Genomic DNA, 23416 nt, shown 5'->3' with positions numbered 1-23416 from the left:
TTCCATACACTCAAGAAAAACAGAGGCGGGGTTTATTTAGCCAACCCGCTATGAACGATATCAAGTGCTTTTTTCAAGGAATCGACAGGAATTTGCCCCGGAGCAGATGCTTGATCACCTGAGCCGAAAGTCATAGACGATCCGAATATTTCTCCCGATATACGGCTGATCACTCCAAGCCCCCCCATCGACATTGTAAAGATAGGGCGATCCGCATAATTCTTCTTCATCTCGGCAGTCGCTTCAAGCAAAGTCAGTACATCCGTCTCCTGCTGAGGCATAACGGCAATCTTCGGAATGTCGGCGCCATATTCCTGCATTTTCCGCAAGCGAGCAACGATTTCATCTTTATTCGGGGTCTTCTGGAAATCATGATTCGACATCACAACATACACACCGTTTGCTTTTGCCGCTGCAACAATCTCTCTTACCTCTGTTTCTCCGGCAAAGAGTTCAACATCGACCAAGTCAATCTGATGCGTTTCAATAGCGGTCTTGTTAATAGCAACGTAATCTTCCTTACTGATTTCTTTGTAGCCGCCTTCTTGTTTGCTCCTGAACGTAAACAGCAACAGTTTATCTGTAGAGAGAGAATGCAGATAAGCAATGACTTCTTTTACTGCATCTGGATCGCCGAATTCCTCAAACGCATCGACGCGCCACTCAATGGCTTCGGGCTGCAATGATTTTGCGTGTTCAGCCTCCTCAAAAATTTTGTTTTTCGTTTTTCCGACTAAAGGAATAATAACTTTAGGTTTGCCCTTCCCAATCGTTGTTTTTTTAATCTGCAGTACTTTTTCACTCATTCTCTTGCCCCTCCATAAGATGTTTTCACTGTGTCAATTAAAAACCCATTTGCTGCTTGACCAAATCAATCGGCATTTCTTTCCCAAACCAAATCTCAAAAGCCTTAGCACCCTGAAACAGCATCATATTTAAGCCATTGATCGCTGCTTTACAGCCTGCTTCCTCCGCCAATTCCAACAGTTTCGTCTTGCGAGGGCTATAAATTGTATCAGAAACAACCAGATCTTTACGGAGCCAGCTTGCATCTGTAATCAAGCTTTTACCTTCAAGCGGATTCATTCCCACACCCGTCGCGTTAGTCAAAATATCACACGTGCTGATCTCCTCTTTCAATTTCTCTGTATCTTCCAGCGGATAAAAATGTGCTTTGCAGTTGATATTCTCCATCTCTTCGTTAATAACCCGGACGTTTCTCTTCGCATTTTCTGTAAATTGGTCCTCGCAGTTGAAAATTGAGATCTCGGCCAGGCCATCAAGGGCCGTCTGAATGGCAATGGCCGTGGCAGCTCCTCCCGCGCCGAGCAGTACCATTTTCTTATCTGTAATATCGACACCTGCTTCTTTTAAACCGCGGACATAACCAACACCATCCGTATTATGACCAATCAATTTCCCATTTTCATTAACAACCGTATTCACCGCTCCGTCAAATTTAGCCGCCGGTGACAATTCGTCCAGATAAGGAATAATCTTCATTTTGTTCGGCATTGAAACATTCCATCCGCGAAGGTTCAATGCACGGAAGCCTTTAATCACATCTTCCAGCTGCTCATTGCCGACTTCAAAAGCCATGTATGTGTAATTCAATCCCAGTTTCTTCATCGACATATTGTGCATCCGCGGTGACAGGGAATGGCCAATCGGTGTCGCAATCAGGCCAATTAGTTTAGTTCTTCCGTCAATTCTATCTTCATTAAATTTTTCCACAGCGCTTCAGACCCTTCATCGTATTTTTCATTTATTCTCAATTCCCCTGCAAAGCCTGCAATCTTAAAATCTATTTAGAATACAAGCTGTCTGACTTTGCGGCGGTAAGCCGTATAAATACCGGCAATTTGCATATAACGAGGTTTTATTGCCTCTGCCGAAGCCAAGGCAAAATAGGTGTTGTCGGCAGAAACCGGAACTTCGTCCGTATTCGCATCCGTGATCTGAAATCCGGCTAATTTGGCGACCCTTTCGATAAGAGAAAGATCAGTAACCTTTCCAGTAATGTAGCAATCCGCCCGCAATTTTTTCAATGCGGATGCAATCACCAAGGCATTAGCCGCCTCCTCGCCACTTGTCTGAAAAAGCACGGCATCATCGGCCCCCATGGCAAAAGCTTCACGCAACTGGGTATCAGCCGTCTCGTCACCGACAGCAAACGCGATAACCGTTGCACCCGTTTTTTGTTTCTGCCGAAGAGCCGCTTCAATCGCTGCTCTATCGTTTTCACTGATATTCGTACAAGCAATACCGTCATTCTCGAGCTGCTCTTTTTCATCGAATGGCTTTAAATAGACAACGATATTCATCTGTTTAACTCCTTTCCAATCTGTTATAGTACAGGCAGGCCCCGACTGAGTAATCCGAGTCACAAAAGTCAACTTAAATCACGCATGAACCGATTCTTTTTTCTCCTCCGATTTTCTCGGCTTTCTTGTTTTTAATCCCATACCTCTGGAAATAACAATCTTTTGTACCTCATTTGTCCCTTCATAGATTTCCAGCAACTTGGCATCACGCATAAACTTCTCACCTATATAGCGATCGGTATAGCCAAACTGTCCCAGCAAATCTATACAGGCACTCGCGATGTCGTTTGCTGTTTTAGTGGCAAAATACTTTGCTTGAGAAGCTTCAAGATTGCAAGGAAGACCCTCATCCATCATAGAGGCAGCATTATAGGTTAATAATCGCGCACAATCCACCTGTGTCTGCATTTCAGCAAATTTAAACTGTACATTTTGATATCTTGCTAAAAGTTTACCGTTCCATGTAGTGGAATTAATAAATTTCTTGACTTCATCCAGCATGCCCTGAGCGTTTCCAATGGCCTCTCCGGCAACATCGACACGGCCTCCCTCGAGTCCGCCAAGTGCAACTTTCAGTCCGTCGCCTTCCTGCCCGAGAATATTATCTATCGGAATCTTCACATTATTAAGGATAATTTCACAGATAGATGCTTCTCTAAATCCCATCATTTTTTCTTTTTTTCCAATCGTTACTCCAGGCGTATGAACATCAAGAATAAAAGCAGATTTTCCCTTGCTTCCATGGATGGCCGGATCGGTAACTGCAACGAGAATAAAAATCTCTGCCGTTCCGCCGTTTGTCGCAAAACACTTCGTTCCATTTACCAAATAATAATTTCCCTGGCGGATTGCCGTTGTCCGGACACCATTACTGTCGGATCCGGCAGTCGGCTCGGTCATCGAAAATCCTCCCAGCTTTCTGCCCTCCCGCAGAAGTTGCGGCAAATAAGTTTCTTTCTGTTTCTTCGTTCCCCACTTTGCAATGGCGGCAATGGTCGCCTCATTGTGGCCGGACAAAATACCGGCGGTCGGTGTATCGACTTTAGCAAATTCCTCCATCGTCAGGACATATCCTAAATGATCGCCTCCTGATCCGCCAAGTTCCGGTGCCAAATGAAATCCCATAAATCCATTTTCAAAGAATTTTTTCAAAGTCTCATAGGGATAATGTTCTTCACGATCCAGTTCGGCTGCGATCGGCCTGATTTCGTTTTGCGCAAACTGTCTGAGCATCTGCCTTAACAGTTGATGCGTTTTTGAAAGTTTATAATACATCATACCCCTCCCTTTTTTGCTGATTCACATTTTTGCAAACGATTTCACGTTCCAGTATCTATTCCTGTTTAACGTGAGCACACCTGCACTCATAAACTTGTGAATCATCTTACATTTCAATTTTTATCTTTTTCACTAAGATTGTCTAATGCGTTTTTTTACTGAACCAATAAATTATCTACATATATCAATATCGTGAACTTCAAAGCAAGAAACTTATCAGCACGTTGCCCTATAAATAAAATAGCAAGAAGAACGGCCTGCACTTCAGGTGCCGGCTGAATCTATTTTTCGTCATTCCGTTTTTATGTTACTGGTTATCAATTAAAAAAGGCAGGATCTGTTTTTCACGTTCACAAGATTATAACTATTATTTGAACTTTAAAAGTACTTTTGTATGTTTGTGAATAAAGTCACATATTTATATAAATAATAAATTTATGTTTAATGGTAGTAAATAATAAATATTTTTTTAATGACAGTAAATAATAAATGTATCTTTAAGATTAATAATCAATAAACTTAGAAGAGCGTTGTAATCGCTTTCTTTTTCATTATTTGGGGGAGGGTAAATAATAATGAATCTGAATCAGTTAAAATACTTTAGTGTTTTAGCCCAAACGGAACATTTTACCCGTGCATCTGAAAAGTTATTTATTACCCAGCCGACTCTGACACATGCGATTAAAGAATTGGAAAAAGAAATGAATGTTTCTTTCTTTGATAAAGATGGCCGTAATATAAAATTGAACCGTTACGGCAAAGTGTTCTTGCAATATGTGAATGGTGCTCTCGAAACCCTTAAAAAGGGGGAAGGCGAGATGCAGAAACTATTAAATCCAGAACATGGAGTTGTAAATTTAGGCTTTCTGCCCTCGTTAGCAGAAGAGACAGTGCCAGCATTATTGGAGAAGTTCAAGAACGATGTGGTTCCTTCTAATATCAACTTTAATTTCTCTGAAGGGACAACAAAAGAGATCGCCAAAAAATTACTCGCCGGTAAAATTGATGTTGCGCTTTCTTCATCAATTTCGAACAATAGTGTTACAAGCATACCGATTTTTGAACAGGAATTGTTTTTGATTACGCCGGCCAGCCACCCGCTTGCTGATAAAAAGATTATTAATTTCAAAGAAATTGAAGAAGATCCGTTTATTATTTATAAGAAATCGAGCGGAATTCGTCCAATTGTAGAGGATATTCTGCAAAAAATCCATATTGAACCAAAGATCGCTTTCGAGCTTGAAAACGATGACACGATCTGCGGTTTTGTAGCAGCGAAACTGGGCATTGCCATCGTTCCTAAGATTTATGGCATCAATCATTACAACATTGTTCTTCACAAAATTCCGAAGAATTTATATCATCGTTACATCTATCTGAACTATTTGTCAAATAAAGCCCTTTCTCCTTCTGTTGATTTATTTCGAAAGTATGTAGAAAAGATAGCCTGCATTAAATCTGCTGAGCAGAAGGTTAATTTACCCGTATAAATAAAAAAGCACGGACAATACCCTGATAGGCAATGGTCACGTGCTTTATCTCTCACTTTATTTTTCCGGACAAGAAGCGGGTTGGGCGCTGCCAATCAGCCAAAACGGAACTCTACACCAAAAGTGCCGGCGGGAAATTCCCATTTATTAAGCACTGTCTTCCCGCATAAAACGCGGCACGTTCCACATTCCAGACATCCGGCGTAATCAAAGCGAAGAGTCCCGTCATCATTTAATTTGTATAAGGCCGCCGGACACGCATTAATCAGTTTCTTTATTTCTTTTCTGTCAATATTGCCTGTTTTCAAAACTATATGCGGATTGCTTTCGTCTACATTATATTTATTGTTTCCAAGTTTTTGCTCAACATTTATGCTCATAATGCTCGAACTCCCTTAAAAACATCCTTCATGAGATTCATGAGGCCCGCCTTCTTCACTTCGTGCATGATCTTTTTACGAAGAGGTAGAGTCTCCCCACCGTCAATAGTAAATAGATCTTTCATAATATCGGCCGCCAATTGTGGATAATCATTAAAAATACGCCTATTCTCCATAAATTTCGGGAATTTCCGGTATAGTTTCAGATCTTTCATCACAAAACTTTGATCAAGCAGTTCCTTATATTTAGAAAGAGAGGTTTCACTGTAATCCTTTCTTTCTTTAGCGTAAAGAATCGCCTTAGCAGCTGCCTCAGCTGATCCAATTGCCAAATCCATTCCGCGGACCGCATAGCCAATATTAATGCAGAACCCTGCTGCGTCACCGATGACAAGCACACCATTGCCGACAATCCTGGGTACCATGTTCAAGCCGGCCTCTGGCACAAGATGGGCCGAATATTCTGCAGTTTTCCCGTCTGCAATCAAAGGAGCAATTGCTTTGTGTATCTTGAAATTTTCCATCATTTGCGGCAATGGCACCGGTGAATCGCTCAGATCTGAAAGAGTGCAGACGATCCCGAGTGACAGACTCGACTTATTCGTATAAAGAAATCCGCCACCGATTCGTCCCGCCGATGCGCTCCCATCAAAAAGCCAGGCAACCCCTTCGCTTTCGCTCAGATTGAATCGATCTTCAATAGTTTTCTTAGGAAGTTCAATAATTTCTTTTACGCCGACCGCAACTTGATCTGGTCTCAGCTCGCTGCGCATGCCCAACTTTTGGGCAAGCAGCGAATTGACGCCGTCCGCCAAAATAACGACCTCCGATTCCATCTCTTCCCCTCCGGCACTTATACCGCAGACATGCCCATCTTTAACCAACAAATCATCTACACGAATTCCCGGAACAATTTGAGCCCCTGCTTCTTCTGCCTGTTCAGCAAGCCATGGATCGAATTTGCTTCTAAGGACGGAATAAGAAGCGGTTCCACGTGCACCTAAGTCTTCCGACTGATAATCAACGGTCACTAAACTGTCTTCTGTTATCATACTGATTTTTTCTGTTGTTATTTTTCTCTCCAATGGTGCTTTTTCAGCAAAATCGGGGATAATTTTTTCTAAACTGTGACTGTACAGACGTCCGCCGGTCATATTCTTGCTGCCTGGATAGTTTCCTCTTTCAATAATCAGGACATCCAGTCCTTCTTTGGCCAGTAGATAACCAGCCGTGCTTCCGGCTACACCCGCACCGACGATGATTGCATCGAATTTATCCGACAAAATAAACACCTCATTTCAATCCAGTTCAGCAAGGCACAATCTATTATTTCAGTGCCGCGCTGATTTCCGGCAGTATTTCTACGAGATCACCAACAATGTAATAATCCGAAACTTTAAAAATCGGCGCATTCTCATCTTTATTAATTGCGACAATTCTTTTCGCATCCCGTATGCCATATACATGCTGGATCTGCCCAGAAATACCGGCACAAAGATATAAGTCCGGCTTAATCACCTGACCGGAGATGCCGAGATAGCGCTCTTCCGGCATCCAGTGAAGATCCTCTGTCACCGGCCTCGAACAGGCCACTTCACCGCCCAAAAGATCGGCCAATTCTTTTGCATACCGGATATTGCCTTCAGAACCGAAGCCGCGGCCGACACCGATCACAATATCCGCATCAGCCAGATTAACTGAAGCCTTTTCTTTTTGTGCTCGTTCCAGCAATACAGGTGAATTTTCTATGCGGGGCGAAAGAGAAGCAACATTGCCGCTGGTATCATTGACAACTTTTTTATTGAAACTCCCTGTGTCTGCCGTGACAATAACGCTTTTGTTCATGGAAATCACTAGCTGTTTTTCGGCAAGTCCGCCATAAATTGTTCGCGAAACAAGCAATTTACCTTCTTCCTGTTTCAGCGATTTGATTTCTGTCAGAACGGGTCCGTCAATCAGCCCCCCCAGATAGGCGGCTAATGTTTTTCCGCGTTTCGTCGCTGATATGAGAATCAGTTCCGGCTTCTCACGAAGTGCAAGCGGTGCCAATGCAACCGCATATTGTTCCCACAACGTTTCTTCCGGTAATTTTAGAAGAGTGACTTCCGAAGCGCCGTACTTATAACATTCAGCTGCTTGTTCAGACGTACCGCCTGTGAAAACTGCAATTTTTTCTCCCATTTCCGATGCTTTGCTGATGAATCCGAAAGCCTCGTTCGCTGTTTCTGTAATGACCCAAATTAATTTCATTTTTCGTCACCTTTCTTTCAAACTTTTTTGCTCAGGAGAACCTTTCTTGTTGACTATTTTTTTGCCTCCGATCATTTAAATAACTTTGTCATTTCTCAAAAACTGTACCAGTTTGACAGCAGCTTCTTTAATTGATGTATCACCATTATTCAACTTTACCTGTTTACGATCCATGATTGACGCCCCTTCTTTGACAACGGCAACGGGAGAAACTCTTTCAGAGGGTGAAAGGCCCAGATCTTCAATTTTTAATTCTTCTGAAGGTTTTTTCCTTGCCGACAGAATTTGCTTCATTCCCGGGATCTTGGGTTCATTGATCTCGGAAACAACCGTCAGCACAAGCGGCGTTTTCGCTTTAACTGTTTCAATTTCATCTTCTAATTTTCTCACAATTTTAAAATCTGAATCTTCCGGACTGACTTCAGAGGCATAGGTAACAAGTTGATAGCCAAGCAAACCGGCCAGCCGAGGACCGACTTGCTGGGAATAATTATCGCTGGATCCCTCTCCGCAGATTACAAGATCCACATCTCCTATTTTCTTAATGGCTGCAGCTAAAATCCTTGCCGTATCTGAACTTTCCAGGGTCTCTGATTCAATGTAATAGGCCTTATCGATGCCGCGGGAAAGAACATCTTTCAAAGAACTTTTGACGCCCTTTCCCACTGTCAGAGAAATGATGTCACAACCTAGCTTTTCTTTTAACGTTGATCCTAATTCAATCGCATTACGATCAATTTCACTGATTTTATATTTTGCACGACTCGTATCCATTATTCTTTTTTCCTGATCAACTGTAATGTCCGTCTCATCTAGCACCCATTTATAGTTTATTAATATCTTCACGTTTGTCCATCTCCTAATGAAGAATCTGTTCTTTCTTTGTTTAAAATCGTTTTTATACTTCGATAGCCTCTGCTGCGATATTCAGGATTAACGGTTTCGTTTGTGATTCAATAACTTTCAATCCTTCCATATCTCTGTAGAGTGCCTCTATGCCCAGATCTCTTGTATACCCGTATCCCCCATGAATCTGAATGGCTTCGCGGCAATTATTAATGCCGGTTGTCAGAGCATGGTACCGGGCAATTTTTGCTACTTGTGCGAGTGGTTCTCCTTCATCTTTGTTCACTGCCGCCTTATAGGTTAATAATCGAGTCGCTTCAATATTGACGGACATAATGCCTATTTTTTCCTGAAGAGCATCAAATGAAATGACCGGACGGCCAAATTGAATGCGCTGTTTCCCGTAAGCAATTGCCTTCTCACGTGCTGTTTCCGATAGGCCTGCAGCAATAGCTGCAATGCCCACACTAAACAGCTCATTTACACCCTGGGCAATCGATTCACCATCGCCTTCTTCACCGAGTAAATTATCTTTCGGTACTCGTACATTTTTAAATGTAACGGTCACTGCTGATAACCCGTCCAGTCCCATTTTTCTGTATGGATCGCTAATCGTCACGCCCTGTTGCACCCTATCGACGACGAACACGCTTAAGCGACCGTCTACTGTTGCAAAAGCAATTAGAAAATCGTTTTTATCCGCATTAATGACAAAAGTCTTCGTACCATTGAGTAGATAAAAATCGTCCTGTTTCTTAGCAACGGTATCAATTGCTATTTGATCGGAGCCGATGCCTTGTTCACTGTATGCGTACGTCCCTGTCTTTCCACCGCCATTCAAGGCAATCAGATAACGTTCCCTTAATTTTGATGAACCCCAGTTGAACAAGGAATAAGCTACTTGTGTACTTTGAATCGCCAAAGCAAGCGCGCTTGAAGCCGAGACTTTCGCCAATGTTTCAAGATTTATAATAAAGCTTAAAAAATCACCCTCAGACCCACCAAAGCCTTCAGGATAAAATAGTCCAATAAAGCCCATTCCGGCTAAATCTTTTAAAAGATCATTAGGATCTTTCTTCTCTGCGCCAGCAACAGTTTCTTCCATACTTTTTCTTATAAGTTCCTGTTCTTCCGAAAATTTGAAATTCATAAATATCCCCTCTTTACAATTATTTTCCCGAGCACTGCATGCCGCCAGATTCATTCGATTCGTTTTACCAGAATTGGCGAATGAGTTCGCGAATTTATTAGAATTAAGAATCTCCCTTTGTTTCATTGTTGCATTGGTCTTCGCTAACGTCTAATGCTCTATTTTTATGAATTTCACAAAATTTTTCATGCATTTTCGATTCAAAAATAAGTGGATCAATCTGATAATCAGGCTAACCCGACAATAAAAGTCAAAATGGCGACAGACTGCATCCAGCATAAAAAAAACCGGCTTCCGTTCAATTCAGGATATACCGGGCAGGCCGTCCCCCTTTAAATCGGGTAACCCCTTAGACGACTCATCGATAATATACCGGGCTTTTGAGAACTGCATCCGCAGAACTTTATCGTGCGCTGCATGCAGAAAAAGAATAATTTTTTTCAGAACCCGTCTTCTTTTAAAATTAAGATATTACCGATACCCAGGATATGGATTTTTCTGTCGTATTCTGTCAAAATAAAATAAGGGATACCTCTCTTATTTCTGAATCTCATGCGAATACTTAAAGATGAGTACTTTTCAGGATACATAATTGGGGCTGTCTCTCGTTCGGTTGACTGAAACTTTGAAATCGTTTAATCAGGAAATAGTCGTCGGCCTTTAAAATCTAAAAGTGTTTTTATTTGCTAAATCAGATTTTATAGATCAATCAGTTTCAAACTCTATCTATCTATTGATAAGCGGAACGGAAAGGGAGCAAAAATGATACAAAAACAATTGGATATGAAATACCGCAAGCCAAACAAAAAACCTAAAAAGAGCCATAGACGTCTTCGCTATACGTTACTGATTCTGGCGATATTGCTTCTCAGCCTGACGGGGTTCGGAGCTTACGCCTATCAAAGACTGAATCCGCAGAATCATTTTCAAAATCTGAAAGCGATCGGCGGCAACACGACAAGCGACTATCAGGCAAGGGCCGGTGTATTCAATGTGCTCCTGATCGGAACCGATGCCAGAAAGGGCGATCCCGCGGGACATACGGATTCAATGGTCCTTATCAATGCCGACCTTACTAAGCACACATATAATGTGCTTAGTATTCCCCGCGACGCAAGGGTTTATCTGGAAGGTTACGGTTATACAAAAATGACAAGTGTTCAGTACGTTTCTCAGCTTAAACACGGAAGCCGGACGGGAATTGTCGACACGGTGAAAACCATTTCCAATCTGACAGGCGTGCCGATCAATTTTTATGCAGAAACAAACTATTGGGGGCTTCAGTATATGGTCGATGCGATCGGCGGCATCAGCATGAAACTTCCTTTTGACGTTACACTGACACACCCGTGGTATCCGGAAGACAAGGGATTGACTTTTAAAGCCGGCACCCATTCGCTCAATGGAAAAATGGTTACCGAAATCGTGCATGAGCGCTATTCACTGCCCGGAACCGATTACGGACGGCAGCAGCTGCAGGAAGAAGCGCTGATCGGCATTGCCAAGAAAATCGTCCAGCCGTCTAATGTGACAAAATACCCGGCTCTGTCAAATTCACTTTCCAAGTTTCTTATTGCGACCAATATGAGCCAGGAAGATATGATCAGCATCGGGCTCGGCGTCAAAAGCGATTTCCACCCGAATCAGCAGATCCATTACCGTCAGGTTAAGGGGGCCAATGGCACGATGTACGACGATGTGCTTCAGTCCTACAACGACGAGGTTGTCCTCGATCCGGGTCAGCTTCAGTCCGTTATTCAGAAATACTTTTCTCTCGATGCTAGCAATTAAACAGCAGAACCCGTGATCGAGTGAAAAGAGACCTGTTCCGGAAACCGGACTTTCTGCAGTAAACAATCCTATTCCTGCGCTTTTAAATCAAAAAAATTAATAAAACGGAGCGGCGCCGGGCGATATTTTCCAGGGCCGCCGCTTTCTAGATAAATAAAGATCGAGAGAAAATAAACCTCTCGATTTTTATTTTTATTCGACGGATGGCTATTTCGACTGCTTGCATGAGAAAATCCCGATTTCCATTCGGATTGTCGGCGGCGATTCACTATCTTCTGAAGAAAGTCCGAAGAGTTTTCCCGCCAACAGGCATTCAAAAAACACAAGGAAGATCCCGATCATGTTCAGATGAATTTTATCCGGCCTCATCCTTTATAAGATTTCTGCTTAAATATCCGCACTCTCTGTTCACAGTTAACAGTTTGCGAACCGGATTCAGACAAAGTCCGTCACCGGAACTTTGTCTGAACAGTTTTCCTGTTCAGCAGCGCCTGTACGCTGCACCCCTTAGCTTCAGCAATCCATGGGGCATCCTGCCGTCTGTTTTTCGGCCGGATGCCCCTAAAAGCAAATCATGAAATTTTTATGCAGGCTCAGACAAGTTCCGCCCCTGAATCGCCGCGATCATTACAGCGGACCGAAGACCGATTCCGCCAGGATTTCGGCGATGTCTTTCGTTTTAACCGAGTCTTCGATGCCCTTCATTTTCATTCCATCGGACAGCATCGTCAGGCAATAAGGACAGGCGCTGCCGATAATGGTCGGGCGGACCTCGAGCGCCTGTTCCGTGCGTGCCAGATTCACGCGTTTGCCGGCGTTTTCTTCCATCCACATTCTGCCCCCGCCGGCTCCGCAGCACATTGCGTTCTCCCGCGAACGTTTCATTTCAATCAGTTCCACACCCGGAATGGCTTTCAGTATATTTCGCGGTGCATCAAAAACGCCGTTGTAGCGCCCGAGATAGCAGGAGTCATGGTAGGTGATCCGTTCGTTCATCCGGTACCGGGGCTTAAGCCTGCCTGTCTTGACTAATTGTTCGAGCAATTGCGTATGATGAAGCACTTCCGCTTTCAGTCCGAATTCCGGATATTCATTTTTAAATGTATTGAATGTGTGCGGGCAGGCAGTCACAATCCTGCGGACACGATACTTTTCGAAAACCGCTATATTTTCCTTGCAAAGCTGCTGAAACAAGAACTCGTTGCCTAAACGGCGCGGCGTATCGCCGGAGCCTTTCTCCTCGTTGCCGAGTACGGCAAAATTGACACCGGCTTCGTTAAGCAGACGGACCAACGAACGGGTCACTTTAATACTGCGGCTGTCGTAAGAACCCATGCTGCCGATAAAAAAGAGATAATCAAAATCCGGATTCTCCCGGACCGTTGGAACAGACAGGCCGTCCATCCATTTTGAGCGGTCGCTGCGGCTCATTCCCCATGGATTGCCCTGCCGTTCGATATTCTGCATCGCCCGCTGTCCTTCCTGAGGTACTTTTCCTTCCGTCAGGACGAGATAACGGCGCAGGTCGATGATTTTATCGACATGTTCATTGCCGACCGGGCACTGATCCTCGCAGTTACGGCATGTTGTACAGGACCATATTTCCTCTTCCGTAATCACGTCTCCGATCAGATTCACATCCCTGACATCGCTGCCGGGCGATTGGCCCCAGGAAAATTTATGCCATTTGATTGTCGGTTCGATATCCGTAACCGGCGCAAGCGGAGCAGCGGCCGGAATCGCTGCCGTTTCCGCTGCGGAACGTGCGGCCGCCTCTTCAGTCATTTTTGCCATCTTCCAAGTGCCGTTTCCATCCGGCCTACTCTTTACCATGTGTGCGCCCGCAGCGCTGCCGAGATTGGGTATCCAAGGTGATTTCGAAGTCACCGCCGCCCCTTTTTCCGTCAGATGATCCCTCATTTTCGTGATCAGGTGCATCGGCGACAGGACCTTACCGGTCGCCGCAGCGGGACACATATTCGTACAGCGCCCGCATTCGACGCAGGCGTAAAGATCCAGCAGCTGTGTCCGTTCAAAGTCCTCAATTCTGCCCGTCCCGAATGATTCCGCTTCCTCGTCATCGAAATCGATGGAACGCAGCCTGCCCGCGGGATCCGTACGGTGAAGAAAGATATTGATCGGCGCTGTGATCAGATGAAAATGCTTGGACTGGGGAATATAGAGGGCAAAGGAAAGCAGAATCAGCAGATGCGCCCACCAGGAAACATAGTAGAGGACTGCCGCCGAGTTTGCCGGCAGTCCGGAAAATGCCAGGGCAATGAGCGACGATATCGGAGCATACAAAGACGCCCCTTCATTCAAGCGCATACGATCAAATGCTAATGTAAACAGGACGGCAAGCATCAGAAAAAAGATGAAGAAAATCACAAGACTGGGCTTCCATCCTCTCTTCAGGCGTTTCAGTTTCTCTCCGTAGCGCCGATAAACGGCATAGGCCGCGGCAATCAGTACGAGGAAAACCGTCAGCTCCTGCGAAAATTGAAAATAGCGGAAACCCGGAATCGGCAAGTGGTGTCCGCTCAGTCCCCTGAAGATAATGTCCAGTGCCCCGAATTGCAAAATAATGAAGCCATAGAACATGACCACATGCATGACGCCGCTTTTTCGGTCTTTGAGTAATTTTTTCTGGCCGAATACTTGTGCGAGCAGCGCCATGATTCTTTCTGTTAATCTCCCGTGCAAAACGGCCGGCTTTCCGAGTTTAATATACGTGTAGCGGCGATAGATGACTTTAACTGTCAGATAGATTCCGCACCCGGCTACGAGCAGGAAGAGGAAAAATTGGATCAGCTGCCACATAGCTCTCAACTCCCATACAGAATAAATGGAATGGATCATGTTATTGTTTTTCCGACAACACCTTTTTGAATGCCTCCGTTAATTTGGGCACTACCTCGAACAAATCTCCGACAATGCCGTAATCGGCAACTTGAAAAATCGGAGCTTCCGGATCTTTATTAATCGCCACAATCACTTTCGATTGCGACATGCCCGCCAGATGCTGAATCGCACCTGATATGCCGCAGGCTATATATAATTCGGGGGTCACGACCTTGCCCGTCTGGCCGATCTGCAGAGCATAATCACAATAGCCGGCGTCGCAGGCTGCACGCGATGCCCCGATTGCGCCTCCCAGAACATCGGCCAGTTCCTGAAGCGGCTTAAATCCGTCGGAGTTTTTTATCCCGCGCCCGCCGGATACAACGACTTTCGCTTCGCTGAGATCGACACCCTCCGCGGTTCGCCGAACCACTTCCTTAACCGTGGAGCGCAGGTTCCTGATTTCGACGTTGACAGGAATGACTTCAGGCGATCTTTCATTTTCTTTCGGCTGAATATTATTCGGACGGATGGTGACGAACAGCTTTTGCTCCGTGAATTTTTTCTTTTGAAAAGCTTTCCCTGCGAAAATCGGACGGACAAAAATCGGATCGCCGCCTGCAGCCTGCACATCCGTACAATCCGTGATCAGGCCGAGACCGAGACGGGCCGCCAGCCGTGGAGCGATGTCTTTGCCGATTCCCGTATGCCCGAGCACAATCGCCGCCGGATCCGCTTTTTCAATCACCTGCAGCATCGCCTGCTTATATGCATCCGGCGTGTACTGCTTCAGATCATCGTGGACAACGGCATACACCCGATCCGCCCCGTATTTTCCCAGTTCTTCCACCTGTCCGTCCCGAATGCCGCCAAACAGGACGGCAGCCACTTCGCCCCCCTCGGCAATCCGGGCGGCAGCCGTCAGACTTTCAAAAGACACATTTCTGAGCCGGCCGTTTTTCTGTTCAGTAAAAACCAACGTCGTTCTGCCCATTTGTACATCTCCCCTTTTACGAAATTAACAGGCTCCCGTTCTGCGCCGGCCCCCTGAAGATAACAGGAACAGCCAGTTGATCGATCAGATGATGGGCCGCAAGACTTCAACCAGCTCTTTAACCTGATCATCCGGCTCTCCGCTCAGTATTCTGCCGGGTTCTTTCTTCGGCGGCAAATAGGTTTCAACGACGGATGTTTTCACTTGGAAAGCGTCCTTCACTCCCAGATCTTCCGCTGAGAGACGGGCAATTGTTTTTCTCTTTGCCTTCATGATCCCGGGAAGAGAAGGATAGCGCGGTTCATTCAGCCCCTGCTGCGCCGTCACAAGAACGGGGAGCGCACTCTCGACGACCTCCGTTCCGCCTTCAGCATCCCTTTCCGCGGTAACCCGGCCGCCTGCTGCTGTCAATTTTGTGACTGCGCCGATGTGCGGTATATCCAGCTCTTCCGCTGCCCGGATGGCGACCTGGCCCGAACCGCTGTCAACATCGAAGTTTCCGCCGAGAATGAGATCGGCTGCTTCCTTCCGGGCGAATTCAGCAAGCAGTCGGGCCAAAACGTATTCATCGTCCGGAAGAGACACATCGCTGATCAGAGCGGCCTTGTCCGCCCCCATCGCAAGCGCCGTACGCAATGCACTTTCCGAGCGCTCCGGTCCGGCCGTGACGACGGTCACCTGCCCGCCGTGCTCATCGCGAATCCGAAGCGCTTCTTCAATTGCGTATTCATCATAGGGGTTGATGATAAATTTCACGTCGGATTGATCAATCGTTCCGTTTTTAAGGGTTATTTTCTCCTCGGTATCGAAAGTCTGCCTGATACAAACAAGAATGTTCATCGCGAGTCTCACTCCTTATCCATCTTTTTGTTAAAACCGGACTGCCGTTATTCGGCAGAGCTTGCGCCTGTTTTCCGATTGACTGAAGGGGGCCGCCTTCGCCTCCGAATCCATTCTGAATCCGCTTTCAAACATCTTTTTAACGAACAGGGACCGGGCGCTCGCTTTGAACCCGGGGACAGTCCCTGAAAAAACGCCCATGTCTCCGTCACAATGTTTTTCGGATCAGGCTTATTGCATTCTCCTCATCATATGCATTTTATTTGTGAATAGACTGATCGGCCGAATCAATGAAATCATCGAATTTTTTCCGACCCGTTCAAGGTCTGCCTAGTAAGTGTTTTCATTTTTTCGCGGTTTACACCTCCCGATCAGCTTAATCTATTCGGTTTTCATGGCGCTTCAGCGATTAACCGCCTAGAATTTTCTGATCGCGGACTTTTCCTTTTGAAAGATAAACGGCGGCCGGGACGATTTACCGGCGACTGCCTGATGGCCGTTCTCGTTCTCCGGAATCTTAATTTTTTCCTACGGGATTTGCAGTGGATCGATTCGATGGATCTGACATTGACGAGTGACATGCCGGAATATTTTATCGATGGGCTGAAGATTTAACAGCGAAAGTCGATCACACGAGAAAACGGCTATTTTCGGAACAGCAATCGTCTGCTTCAGATGGGCAGGCTGTAACGTACGTCCGACTCGACAGAAAGGAATTATGTGATGAAAGTCACTGCACGAATGAAATTCTATAAGCCAGGATTGCATTTGCCGACACAATCCGTGTATTTGTTCATTCGGAGAAATTCCGTACAGGTAGCTTTCTGATTGCATCCAGCGCTCCTGATGCGGAAGCATAAACCGTTTCGCGGACGGAAAATGGCTTCGCCGGGATACGGTGAAGCCGAATGGAGAGTCATCTCCGATTGTTCTCATTTCAGTTTGAAAAAATCATTAAGAATGGGCACCGATCATCGGATGGAAGCGGCCGATGCCGTTCCCGTCAGAAAAAATGCGATTTTTATCAGAGCCATAGGACAGCTTCTGCCTAAGTCAATGATCGATGTTAATCAGGAGATCCCTTTATAGGCGATTTCGAACCAGGCGATCTCGCTTTCCGCAGCATGAAACGTTAATTTTAACGTATGGCGGCCCTCCGGCAGCCTGACATCAATCGTTTCCCCGTTCTCCCGGCTCCGGCCGCTTTCCGTCCCTGCCCTTCTCTGCATCGATTGCCCGATCCGGCGTCCGTCCAGGAAGATCTCGATCCTCCGACGGCCATTTCCTGCCGGGATCCCGGGTGTAAAAGTATAAGTTCCGGTTTTCTCAACAAAAATGAAATAACGCAGCCATTCTCCGTTAGCCGCCCGCACGATTTTTAATCCGGATTCTTCGTCCGTGCGGTTTTTAATGCCGGTTCCTGCGCTCGCATCAAGAAAAGCCGCGGCTTCTATCCGTGCCGCTCCCGCTCCGCCGACTGCGACCGGAATCTGTCTCGGCCGAAATTTCTTAAAGGCCGGTGTTGCCATGATCATTTTTAAAATCGGGCGGACATTATTTTGCAAATCTTTTCTGGTGATCGTTCCCTCCTGCAAAGCCATCAGCAAATGTTCGGCCGTTGTACTGCCGAAAGGCATCCGGACGTGATTACCGGCCAGGATTTCTTTTTCAAACGCGGCCGTATTGTTCCAATCGCTGGTCACGACACCATGATAGTCCCACTCATGTTTAAGAATATCAGTTAGAAGATCCTTGTTCTCCGAGGCGCGGACGCCGTTAATCAGATTGTAAGCACTCATGACTAATCGCGGGTGCGACTCTTTGATTGCGATTTCAAACCCTTTCAAATAAATTTCGCGCAAGGCTCTTTCAGACACTCTACTGTCCGATTCGCGCCGGTTCGTTTCTCTGCCGTTGACTGCGAAATGTTTGATTTCTGCCGCAACGCCGCGGGACTGCACCCCCTCAATCAAAGCCGCCCCCATTTTGCCGGCCATCAGCGGATCTTCCGACCAGTATTCAAAATTTCGGCCGTTCAGCGGGTCCCTGTGAATATTCATCCCCGGCGCCAGCCAGATATCGACAGCATTTAAGACCGCTTCCCGGCCCGCCGCTTCCCCGACCGACCGAATCAGCTCCGGATTCCACGTTGCAGCAAGCAGAGTCTCGATCGGCCAGGCCGTTGTCCGGCTGGCGATTCTTAAGCCGGCCGGTCCGTCGGCTGTCTGAACATTCGGAATGCCGTATTCGTTAAGATTCCCAATGCCCCCGGCTCCGCCGGCCACCGTCGCTTGGGTTCCTCTTGAAAGGCCGATCAACTGATCATCTTCCAATTGCTCAATAAAAGCATCGAGGCCGGCCGACCTCCGGGCAACGTCCTGCAGCATGATTTTGGCCTTTTTCCTATAAAATTCCGGCTTTTTTTCTTCCTTCTTACCGGTTGAATCGTCCGGTTTCTTTTTCTTCTCTTCTTTTCGAATATCGCCCGCGTGCAGCAGGTCATACGATCCGTCCGCCAGCAGGCGTTTCGGCAACCGGACCGGAGCTGCGCATGCTGTCAGCTGCCGGACTATTTTTGTTTCGTTTATTTTGACCGTTCCCTGCACGCCTCTTCGATCGGCATCAGACAGAGAATTCCCGACAAAAAGGCGATAGCTGCCCCTTTCTAGCAGCCAGGCCGATTTTCTGATGCGGCCGGTGTCGTCATAGCTGGCCATATCGGCAATCGGAAAGCTCATCGAGAGGACCTCCGAACGTCCCCGTTTCAATAATCCGGTTTTCTGAAAAGCAGCTAATTGTCTCGCGGCTTTCCCAAGCTTTCCGCGGGGTGCGCTGTAATAGACCTGAACAACCTCTTTTCCAGAGCACCCGCCCGTATTCGTGACTCTCACCGTGATTTTGACGCGTTTTCCCGAAACGTATAGTTTTATTTTTGACAAATTAAAAGTTGTATAAGAAAGTCCGTATCCGAAACTGTAGTTCACTCTTTTATGATTCGGATCAAAAGTTTCAAAATAGCGGTATCCCGTAAAAATGTCTTCCTCATAGTTGACATAATCGCTATGCCGGCCGAAATTCCCGGAACTCGGATATTCGTCATAAGAAGCAGCAAATGTATCGGCCAGCTTTCCCGACGGATTGACCGCGCCGCACAAAACGTCCGCAACGGCATGCCCGCCTTCCATCCCCGGCATCCAGGAAATAAGAAGGGAAACATCGGGAAAGCGGGACATCCAGGAGGTATCGATAACACCGGGAATGTTCAGTACGACGGCGACCTGTTTAAAACCGGCAGCAATGATTCTTTCGAGCGTGCGATTTTCCCAATCAGACAAATAATAATCACCCTTGACCGCGCGGCGGTCGGATCCTTCCGAAGCGTAGCGCGAAATCGTGAAAATTGCCGTATCGGCCTTTTTCACAGCCTTCTTCAACAACTCGTCCGAAAGCGGCATTTCGCCACGGCCGCCCTTTTGAAAGTAGGTGCGGTAAGCTTCAATGATCGGCCGATAGAGAGAAATTTGATTTTTGGATGCCTTGTCTTCCATTCCCTGAAGTAAATTGACGTTTTCAAAGGCATTGGGAACGGACCCCGACCCGCCCCCGTGGAGATGAAATTTTATCTGACCGGCGCCGAAAAGAGCCACTGCCGTTCCTTTCTTAATCGGCAGGGTTTTTTTATGATTCTGCAGCAAAACCATGCCCTCGCCGGCAGCTTTTCTCGAAAGCCGGGCATTTTTCTTCTGCAGGGAATCAGCCCCCCTTTTTCGCAGAATCCCGGCGTTCGGCCCCTTCAAAGAAAACCAGGCCATCTGTTCGATCACCTCGCTGTTCAAGTAAAAAAGTTATCATTCGGATGATAGATGAATACGGAGAAGAGACAGATGAAAAAAAAGGGTGTTAAAATCTATGCGAGCGTCCGATTGTTAGAACCCTGCTTCCTTTCAAACGGCGAAGTTATGCTCCGTATTGATTCCATTTTTTTTCAATCCCGAATAGTTTCCAGATTGCGTAAGAAATCAGCCAGAGTCCTAAAAAAATGACAATCAGTCCATAGCCCATCCAGTTGAAATTCAGGCCCTCAATCCAGCTCCAGAAACCGCCTTTCAGATTCAGCGCTCCCGCAATCATTTGGATTAATTCAATACCGCCGATGAAAAGGGCGGCCAATACGGATATCGCCGTAATCGTTATGTTGTAATAAATTTTCCGGACAGGTGTATCGAATGCCCATTTATAGGCCTTGGACATCATGATTGAATCCAGCGTATCCATGAGATTCATTCCCGCTGCAAACAGCAGCGGCAGAGCAAGAATGCCGGAAAAAGAGATCGTGCTTCTCGATGCCCCAGCAGAAAGAGCAAGCAGTGCGACTTCGGTCGCGGTGTCGAAGCCGAGCCCGAATAAAAATCCGAGCGGATACACGTGCCAGCTCTTATTAATGAATTTTAAAAGCGGACGGAACAGTTTTGAGAGAAATCCCCGTGAAAGTAAAAGATCTTCAAACTTTTCACGGTCAAATCCCCGCCGTCTCAATGCGAAAAACATTTTCTGCAGATCAACCAGAATAATCAGATTAAACAGAGCAATAAGAATCAGGAAAACACCGGAAACGATCGAACCGACCGTACCGCCGACCTGTTCGAACAGCGGCATATGTTTCTCCGCCCAGCGGACTGAGAAGCCGAGTGCCACTGCCATCAGGAACACGACGGTCGAATGGCCGAGAGAGAAAAAGAAACCGACACCTATCGGATTGCTTTTCTGCTGAATCAGCTTTCGTACCGTATTATCGATCGCGGCAATATGATCGGCATCGAAAGCATGGCGCAGACCCAGTGTATAAGCAACCGCTGCAAAGCCGACCAGCATCGGGTACTGGTGGGCTGAAAGGGTCAAAAACACGATCCCGGCCAGGTGCAGGAATAATGTTCCTGTCATATAGGGCAGCCACTCATAACGGGAAAAAAATTTCTGTTGTTCATAAGCATTCTCCTCGCAATCAAATCTGAAGCCGGGTTCCGGTTTTCCCAATACGGCAATAAAATTTGACTGAATTTCGCCACTCTTTTCTTTACAAAAACAAACCACGAAAATTGATCGCCCCATTTTCAGAGCCATTAACCTTCGTGGTGAGAACCTATTGTCTTCTATCATTTATGTACCACACACCGGCGCCTTGCCGCTGCGAACTCCCGGCAAAGGCCTTTCGCAAAGATCCGGAACAAGGCTTCGTGCCCTGCATTACAAGATTACCTCATTAGAAAACTTATGTAAACCTGTTTTTACATTTTGAAAAAATCCGCTCCATCATAAAGAGCGACTGGAACATGCCCGGAGCGGTTTTACTGCTTTTTCTTCACAGATTCTTTATAATTAACCCGTATAATATGTATAGAACCGGTGAAGGATAGGCTGAACCGGCCGGAACCGGGGATCATGCTGAACAGATTATTTAAGAAAGGTCCGTGATGACTTTGTATGGATGGAACGGCGGAATGATGGGCGGCTGGGGATTCGGCCTCGGCTGGCTGCTGCAGTTGCTGGTTTTTGTTGTTGTCATTTACCTTGCCTTCATTTTGATAAAAAGGCTGAATGTGCCGTCAAATGCCGACAGGCGGGAAAATCGCAGTGAAGACATCTTAAAAGAGCGCTTTGCTAAAGGGGAGATAACCGAGGAAGAGTACAAAAAAATGAAAGAAGTTCTGAAAGACTGAGCAAACGTCCGGAACCGCGCCGCCCTCTTTTCAAAACGGGCGGTTTTTTTCAGCTCGGCTCTTAAATAGCCGATAAAAAAACAGTGATGAATCCGGCCGCCAACAGAGGCAGAAAAATGTCAGCCCCGCTTCGTAAAACCCGAAGGAGACTGATAAAAGTGAACAGGAAAACTTCTACATGTCACGGGGATGATTCGGAGGCCTGTATCCGGCGGCACGGGCCGGTCCCTGAAACGTTATATTATTCATGATGACGGCAAGCTCTTTCGCCGATTCTTTCATTCCGTTTTCCAGCCAGAGCTGAACGATCCCGAAATCCGCAGAAATCAAGTAGGCGGCAATGTACTCGATCGGGACACTGCTTTCGCCGCTCTGCCATTCTTTTAATTTCAGGATCAAATGTCTGCTCATGATGTCTTTTAGCTTAATATGAAAAGAAAGATCTCCCCTCGGACCGAGTATGACTTTCATAAAGTCCGAATTCGAGCCTAAATAGACAAGCAAGTGTACAAGAAAAGGAATCTGTTTCTCCATTTTTTCATACTGTACCGGGCTATCGTCATTCAATTGTTCCATAGACATTTCGCTGATTGCTTCTATGTCGGCAAGAATTTCCTCTTCACTCTGCCTCAATAGATCATATTTATCTCGATAATGAAGATAGAATGTCCCCCGGTTGATATCCGCCCTTTCCGTCAAATCACTGACGGTAATGGCATCAAAGCCTTTCTCTTCGATCAGTTTTGTCAGAGCGTCCCTGATCATCCGCCTCGTGCGGGCAATTCTTCTGTCTGTCTGCTGTCCTGTCATTTTCATTAACCTCCGATTTTTTCGATCTTATTCATGCTGTTGGATGAGGCCATTCCCCGCGGCCGCCTGCGTTTGGCGGATTCGCATCTCATCAGATTTCGCATCCGAAGTGGAGAAAAGATTGTAAATAATGGGATTTTTTTCTCTGCCTGATGTTATTTTATTCGATTTATATTATAATAAACATGAAGATGATTAATCAACAACTTGTCTATTAAAAGACAATTCGTTGAAATTCCAATACTTGAATGGAGGTGGAAAAAATGAACGATGTAGCTGGCAAATGGTTTGGATGGTTAGGCATTATTGCTGGAGTGATCGGATTCTTTGTCGCGCGTTACTGGCTCGGCGGCCTCGCAGTCATTCTTGGAATCATCGGCCTATTTACACCGCAAAAAACATTAAACTGGGTGGCCATCGCTGCAGGAGTCGTTGCGATCATTATCGGTGCCGTTGTCCATTGAAGGAGCAAAAAGATCTTATTTTATTATTTCTGCCGAATGAATGATTCAAAAATATTATTGAGGAAGACTGGGGCACGAAAGAACGTCCCGTTTTTTTTTAAAAGGGAAAAAGGGCTTTTTCAAGCCTTTTTCTTTTACATACGGGACGGCACAACCGTCCGTTTGGATTCAGAAAGCTGAACCCAATCAGGGAAAATTGAACTCGAAAATGAGCAGCGAAGTATCAGAAAGCCGTGGCCAA

At 46.1% G+C, this 23416-nt stretch carries 19 protein-coding genes; 4 read left to right on the top strand and 15 right to left on the bottom strand.

Going from position 1 to position 23416, the window contains the following annotated elements; all coding sequences use genetic code 11:
- Positions 1–32 precede the first annotated feature (32 nt).
- From aroD to OYT88_RS11570, 4 genes are all read right to left on the bottom strand, one after another.
- Positions 33–806: a type I 3-dehydroquinate dehydratase gene (aroD, locus tag OYT88_RS11585; RefSeq protein WP_274400192.1), complete on the bottom strand. Its 774-nt coding sequence runs from the start codon at positions 804–806 to the stop codon at positions 33–35.
- 37 nt (positions 807–843) lie between these two features.
- Positions 844–1734 (bottom strand): shikimate dehydrogenase, encoded by an 891-nt coding sequence (locus OYT88_RS11580; RefSeq protein WP_274400191.1) that lies wholly within the window; start codon positions 1732–1734, stop codon positions 844–846.
- A 74-nt stretch (positions 1735–1808) separates the two neighbouring features.
- Positions 1809–2324 (bottom strand): hypothetical protein, encoded by a 516-nt coding sequence (locus OYT88_RS11575; RefSeq protein ID WP_274400190.1) that lies wholly within the window; start codon positions 2322–2324, stop codon positions 1809–1811.
- Positions 2325–2402: 78 nt separating this feature from the next.
- Positions 2403–3599, bottom strand: coding sequence for an acyl-CoA dehydrogenase family protein (locus OYT88_RS11570; RefSeq protein ID WP_274400189.1), 1197 nt, complete (start codon positions 3597–3599; stop codon positions 2403–2405).
- A 578-nt stretch (positions 3600–4177) separates the two neighbouring features.
- Between OYT88_RS11570 and OYT88_RS11565 the strand changes: the two genes are divergently transcribed.
- The gene (locus tag OYT88_RS11565; protein WP_274400188.1) at positions 4178–5092 is read left to right on the top strand and encodes a LysR family transcriptional regulator; all 915 of its coding nucleotides are present in this window, start codon (positions 4178–4180) and stop codon (positions 5090–5092) included.
- A gap of 95 nt (positions 5093–5187) precedes the next feature.
- Here OYT88_RS11565 and OYT88_RS11560 read toward each other — a convergent pair whose 3' ends face one another.
- The 5 genes from OYT88_RS11560 to OYT88_RS11540 form a co-directional block, all read right to left on the bottom strand.
- Positions 5188–5472: a ferredoxin family protein gene (locus OYT88_RS11560; RefSeq protein ID WP_274400187.1), complete on the bottom strand. Its 285-nt coding sequence runs from the start codon at positions 5470–5472 to the stop codon at positions 5188–5190.
- On the bottom strand, positions 5469–6764 hold the full coding sequence (locus OYT88_RS11555) for an FAD-dependent oxidoreductase (RefSeq protein WP_274400185.1): 1296 nt from the start codon (positions 6762–6764) through the stop codon (positions 5469–5471). Before OYT88_RS11555 ends, OYT88_RS11560 begins: the two co-directional genes overlap by 4 nt.
- Positions 6765–6798: 34 nt before the next feature.
- Complete coding sequence (locus OYT88_RS11550) at positions 6799–7722, bottom strand: electron transfer flavoprotein subunit alpha/FixB family protein (RefSeq protein WP_274400183.1); 924 nt, start codon at positions 7720–7722, stop codon at positions 6799–6801.
- A 75-nt stretch (positions 7723–7797) separates the two neighbouring features.
- Positions 7798–8568, bottom strand: a complete 771-nt coding sequence (locus OYT88_RS11545) for an electron transfer flavoprotein subunit beta/FixA family protein (RefSeq protein WP_274400181.1) — start codon at positions 8566–8568, stop codon at positions 7798–7800.
- A 52-nt stretch (positions 8569–8620) separates the two neighbouring features.
- Positions 8621–9844, bottom strand: coding sequence for an acyl-CoA dehydrogenase family protein (locus OYT88_RS11540; RefSeq protein ID WP_274400179.1), 1224 nt, complete (start codon positions 9842–9844; stop codon positions 8621–8623).
- 636 nt (positions 9845–10480) lie between these two features.
- Between OYT88_RS11540 and OYT88_RS11535 the strand changes: the two genes are divergently transcribed.
- A complete protein-coding gene (locus OYT88_RS11535) occupies positions 10481–11509 on the top strand; it encodes an LCP family protein (protein ID WP_274400177.1) in 1029 nt (342 codons plus the stop codon).
- 627 nt (positions 11510–12136) lie between these two features.
- Here the strand turns inward: OYT88_RS11535 and OYT88_RS11530 are convergent.
- The 5 genes from OYT88_RS11530 to OYT88_RS11510 form a co-directional block, all read right to left on the bottom strand.
- Complete coding sequence (locus tag OYT88_RS11530) at positions 12137–14329, bottom strand: (Fe-S)-binding protein (protein WP_274400176.1); 2193 nt, start codon at positions 14327–14329, stop codon at positions 12137–12139.
- A 40-nt stretch (positions 14330–14369) separates the two neighbouring features.
- Positions 14370–15344: an electron transfer flavoprotein subunit alpha/FixB family protein gene (locus OYT88_RS11525; protein WP_274400175.1), complete on the bottom strand. Its 975-nt coding sequence runs from the start codon at positions 15342–15344 to the stop codon at positions 14370–14372.
- An 84-nt stretch (positions 15345–15428) separates the two neighbouring features.
- Entirely contained in the window at positions 15429–16184 is a 756-nt protein-coding gene (locus tag OYT88_RS11520) for an electron transfer flavoprotein subunit beta/FixA family protein (RefSeq protein WP_274400174.1), read from the bottom strand.
- Positions 16185–17254: 1070 nt separating this feature from the next.
- On the bottom strand, positions 17255–19996 hold the full coding sequence (locus tag OYT88_RS11515) for a glycoside hydrolase family 3 N-terminal domain-containing protein (protein WP_274400173.1): 2742 nt from the start codon (positions 19994–19996) through the stop codon (positions 17255–17257).
- A 145-nt stretch (positions 19997–20141) separates the two neighbouring features.
- A complete protein-coding gene (locus OYT88_RS11510) occupies positions 20142–21125 on the bottom strand; it encodes a HoxN/HupN/NixA family nickel/cobalt transporter (RefSeq protein ID WP_274400171.1) in 984 nt (327 codons plus the stop codon).
- Positions 21126–21655: 530 nt separating this feature from the next.
- On the opposite strand from OYT88_RS11510, the gene OYT88_RS11505 reads away from it, so the two are divergent.
- A complete protein-coding gene (locus OYT88_RS11505) occupies positions 21656–21901 on the top strand; it encodes an SHOCT domain-containing protein (RefSeq protein WP_274400169.1) in 246 nt (81 codons plus the stop codon).
- A 174-nt stretch (positions 21902–22075) separates the two neighbouring features.
- On the opposite strand, the gene OYT88_RS11500 is transcribed toward OYT88_RS11505, so the two are convergent.
- Positions 22076–22711: a TetR/AcrR family transcriptional regulator gene (locus OYT88_RS11500; RefSeq protein ID WP_274400167.1), complete on the bottom strand. Its 636-nt coding sequence runs from the start codon at positions 22709–22711 to the stop codon at positions 22076–22078.
- A gap of 263 nt (positions 22712–22974) precedes the next feature.
- Between OYT88_RS11500 and OYT88_RS11495 the strand changes: the two genes are divergently transcribed.
- Positions 22975–23175: a hypothetical protein gene (locus OYT88_RS11495; RefSeq protein WP_274400165.1), complete on the top strand. Its 201-nt coding sequence runs from the start codon at positions 22975–22977 to the stop codon at positions 23173–23175.
- The last annotated feature ends 241 nt before the right edge of the window (positions 23176–23416 follow it).

Origin of the sequence: Sporolactobacillus sp. CQH2019 (genome assembly GCF_028765345.1) — a bacterium.
Lineage (GTDB): Bacteria > Bacillota > Bacilli > Bacillales > Sporolactobacillaceae > Sporolactobacillus.
Note: the sequence above shows the minus strand (reverse complement) of the source record. Positions and strands in the feature narration are given on the sequence as shown.

What these genes read in the sequence shown, in the direction of transcription:
- aroD (WP_274400192.1), bottom strand. Translation starts at nt 806, where the DNA reads ATGAGTGAAAAAGTACTGCAGATTAAAAAAACAACGATTGGGAAGGGC.
- OYT88_RS11575 (WP_274400190.1), bottom strand. Translation starts at nt 2,324, where the DNA reads ATGAATATCGTTGTCTATTTAAAGCCATTCGATGAAAAAGAGCAGCTC.
- OYT88_RS11570 (WP_274400189.1), bottom strand. Translation starts at nt 3,599, where the DNA reads ATGTATTATAAACTTTCAAAAACGCATCAACTGTTAAGGCAGATGCTC.
- OYT88_RS11565 (WP_274400188.1), top strand. Translation starts at nt 4,178, where the DNA reads ATGAATCTGAATCAGTTAAAATACTTTAGTGTTTTAGCCCAAACGGAA.
- OYT88_RS11560 (WP_274400187.1), bottom strand. Translation starts at nt 5,472, where the DNA reads ATGAGCATAAATGTTGAGCAAAAACTTGGAAACAATAAATATAATGTA.
- OYT88_RS11550 (WP_274400183.1), bottom strand. Translation starts at nt 7,722, where the DNA reads ATGAAATTAATTTGGGTCATTACAGAAACAGCGAACGAGGCTTTCGGA.
- OYT88_RS11540 (WP_274400179.1), bottom strand. Translation starts at nt 9,844, where the DNA reads ATGAAACAAAGGGAGATTCTTAATTCTAATAAATTCGCGAACTCATTC.
- OYT88_RS11535 (WP_274400177.1), top strand. Translation starts at nt 10,481, where the DNA reads ATGATACAAAAACAATTGGATATGAAATACCGCAAGCCAAACAAAAAA.
- OYT88_RS11530 (WP_274400176.1), bottom strand. Translation starts at nt 14,329, where the DNA reads ATGTGGCAGCTGATCCAATTTTTCCTCTTCCTGCTCGTAGCCGGGTGC.
- OYT88_RS11525 (WP_274400175.1), bottom strand. Translation starts at nt 15,344, where the DNA reads ATGGGCAGAACGACGTTGGTTTTTACTGAACAGAAAAACGGCCGGCTC.
- OYT88_RS11520 (WP_274400174.1), bottom strand. Translation starts at nt 16,184, where the DNA reads ATGAACATTCTTGTTTGTATCAGGCAGACTTTCGATACCGAGGAGAAA.
- OYT88_RS11515 (WP_274400173.1), bottom strand. Translation starts at nt 19,996, where the DNA reads ATGGCCTGGTTTTCTTTGAAGGGGCCGAACGCCGGGATTCTGCGAAAA.
- OYT88_RS11510 (WP_274400171.1), bottom strand. Translation starts at nt 21,125, where the DNA reads ATGACAGGAACATTATTCCTGCACCTGGCCGGGATCGTGTTTTTGACC.
- OYT88_RS11505 (WP_274400169.1), top strand. Translation starts at nt 21,656, where the DNA reads ATGACTTTGTATGGATGGAACGGCGGAATGATGGGCGGCTGGGGATTC.
- OYT88_RS11500 (WP_274400167.1), bottom strand. Translation starts at nt 22,711, where the DNA reads ATGACAGGACAGCAGACAGACAGAAGAATTGCCCGCACGAGGCGGATG.
- OYT88_RS11495 (WP_274400165.1), top strand. Translation starts at nt 22,975, where the DNA reads ATGAACGATGTAGCTGGCAAATGGTTTGGATGGTTAGGCATTATTGCT.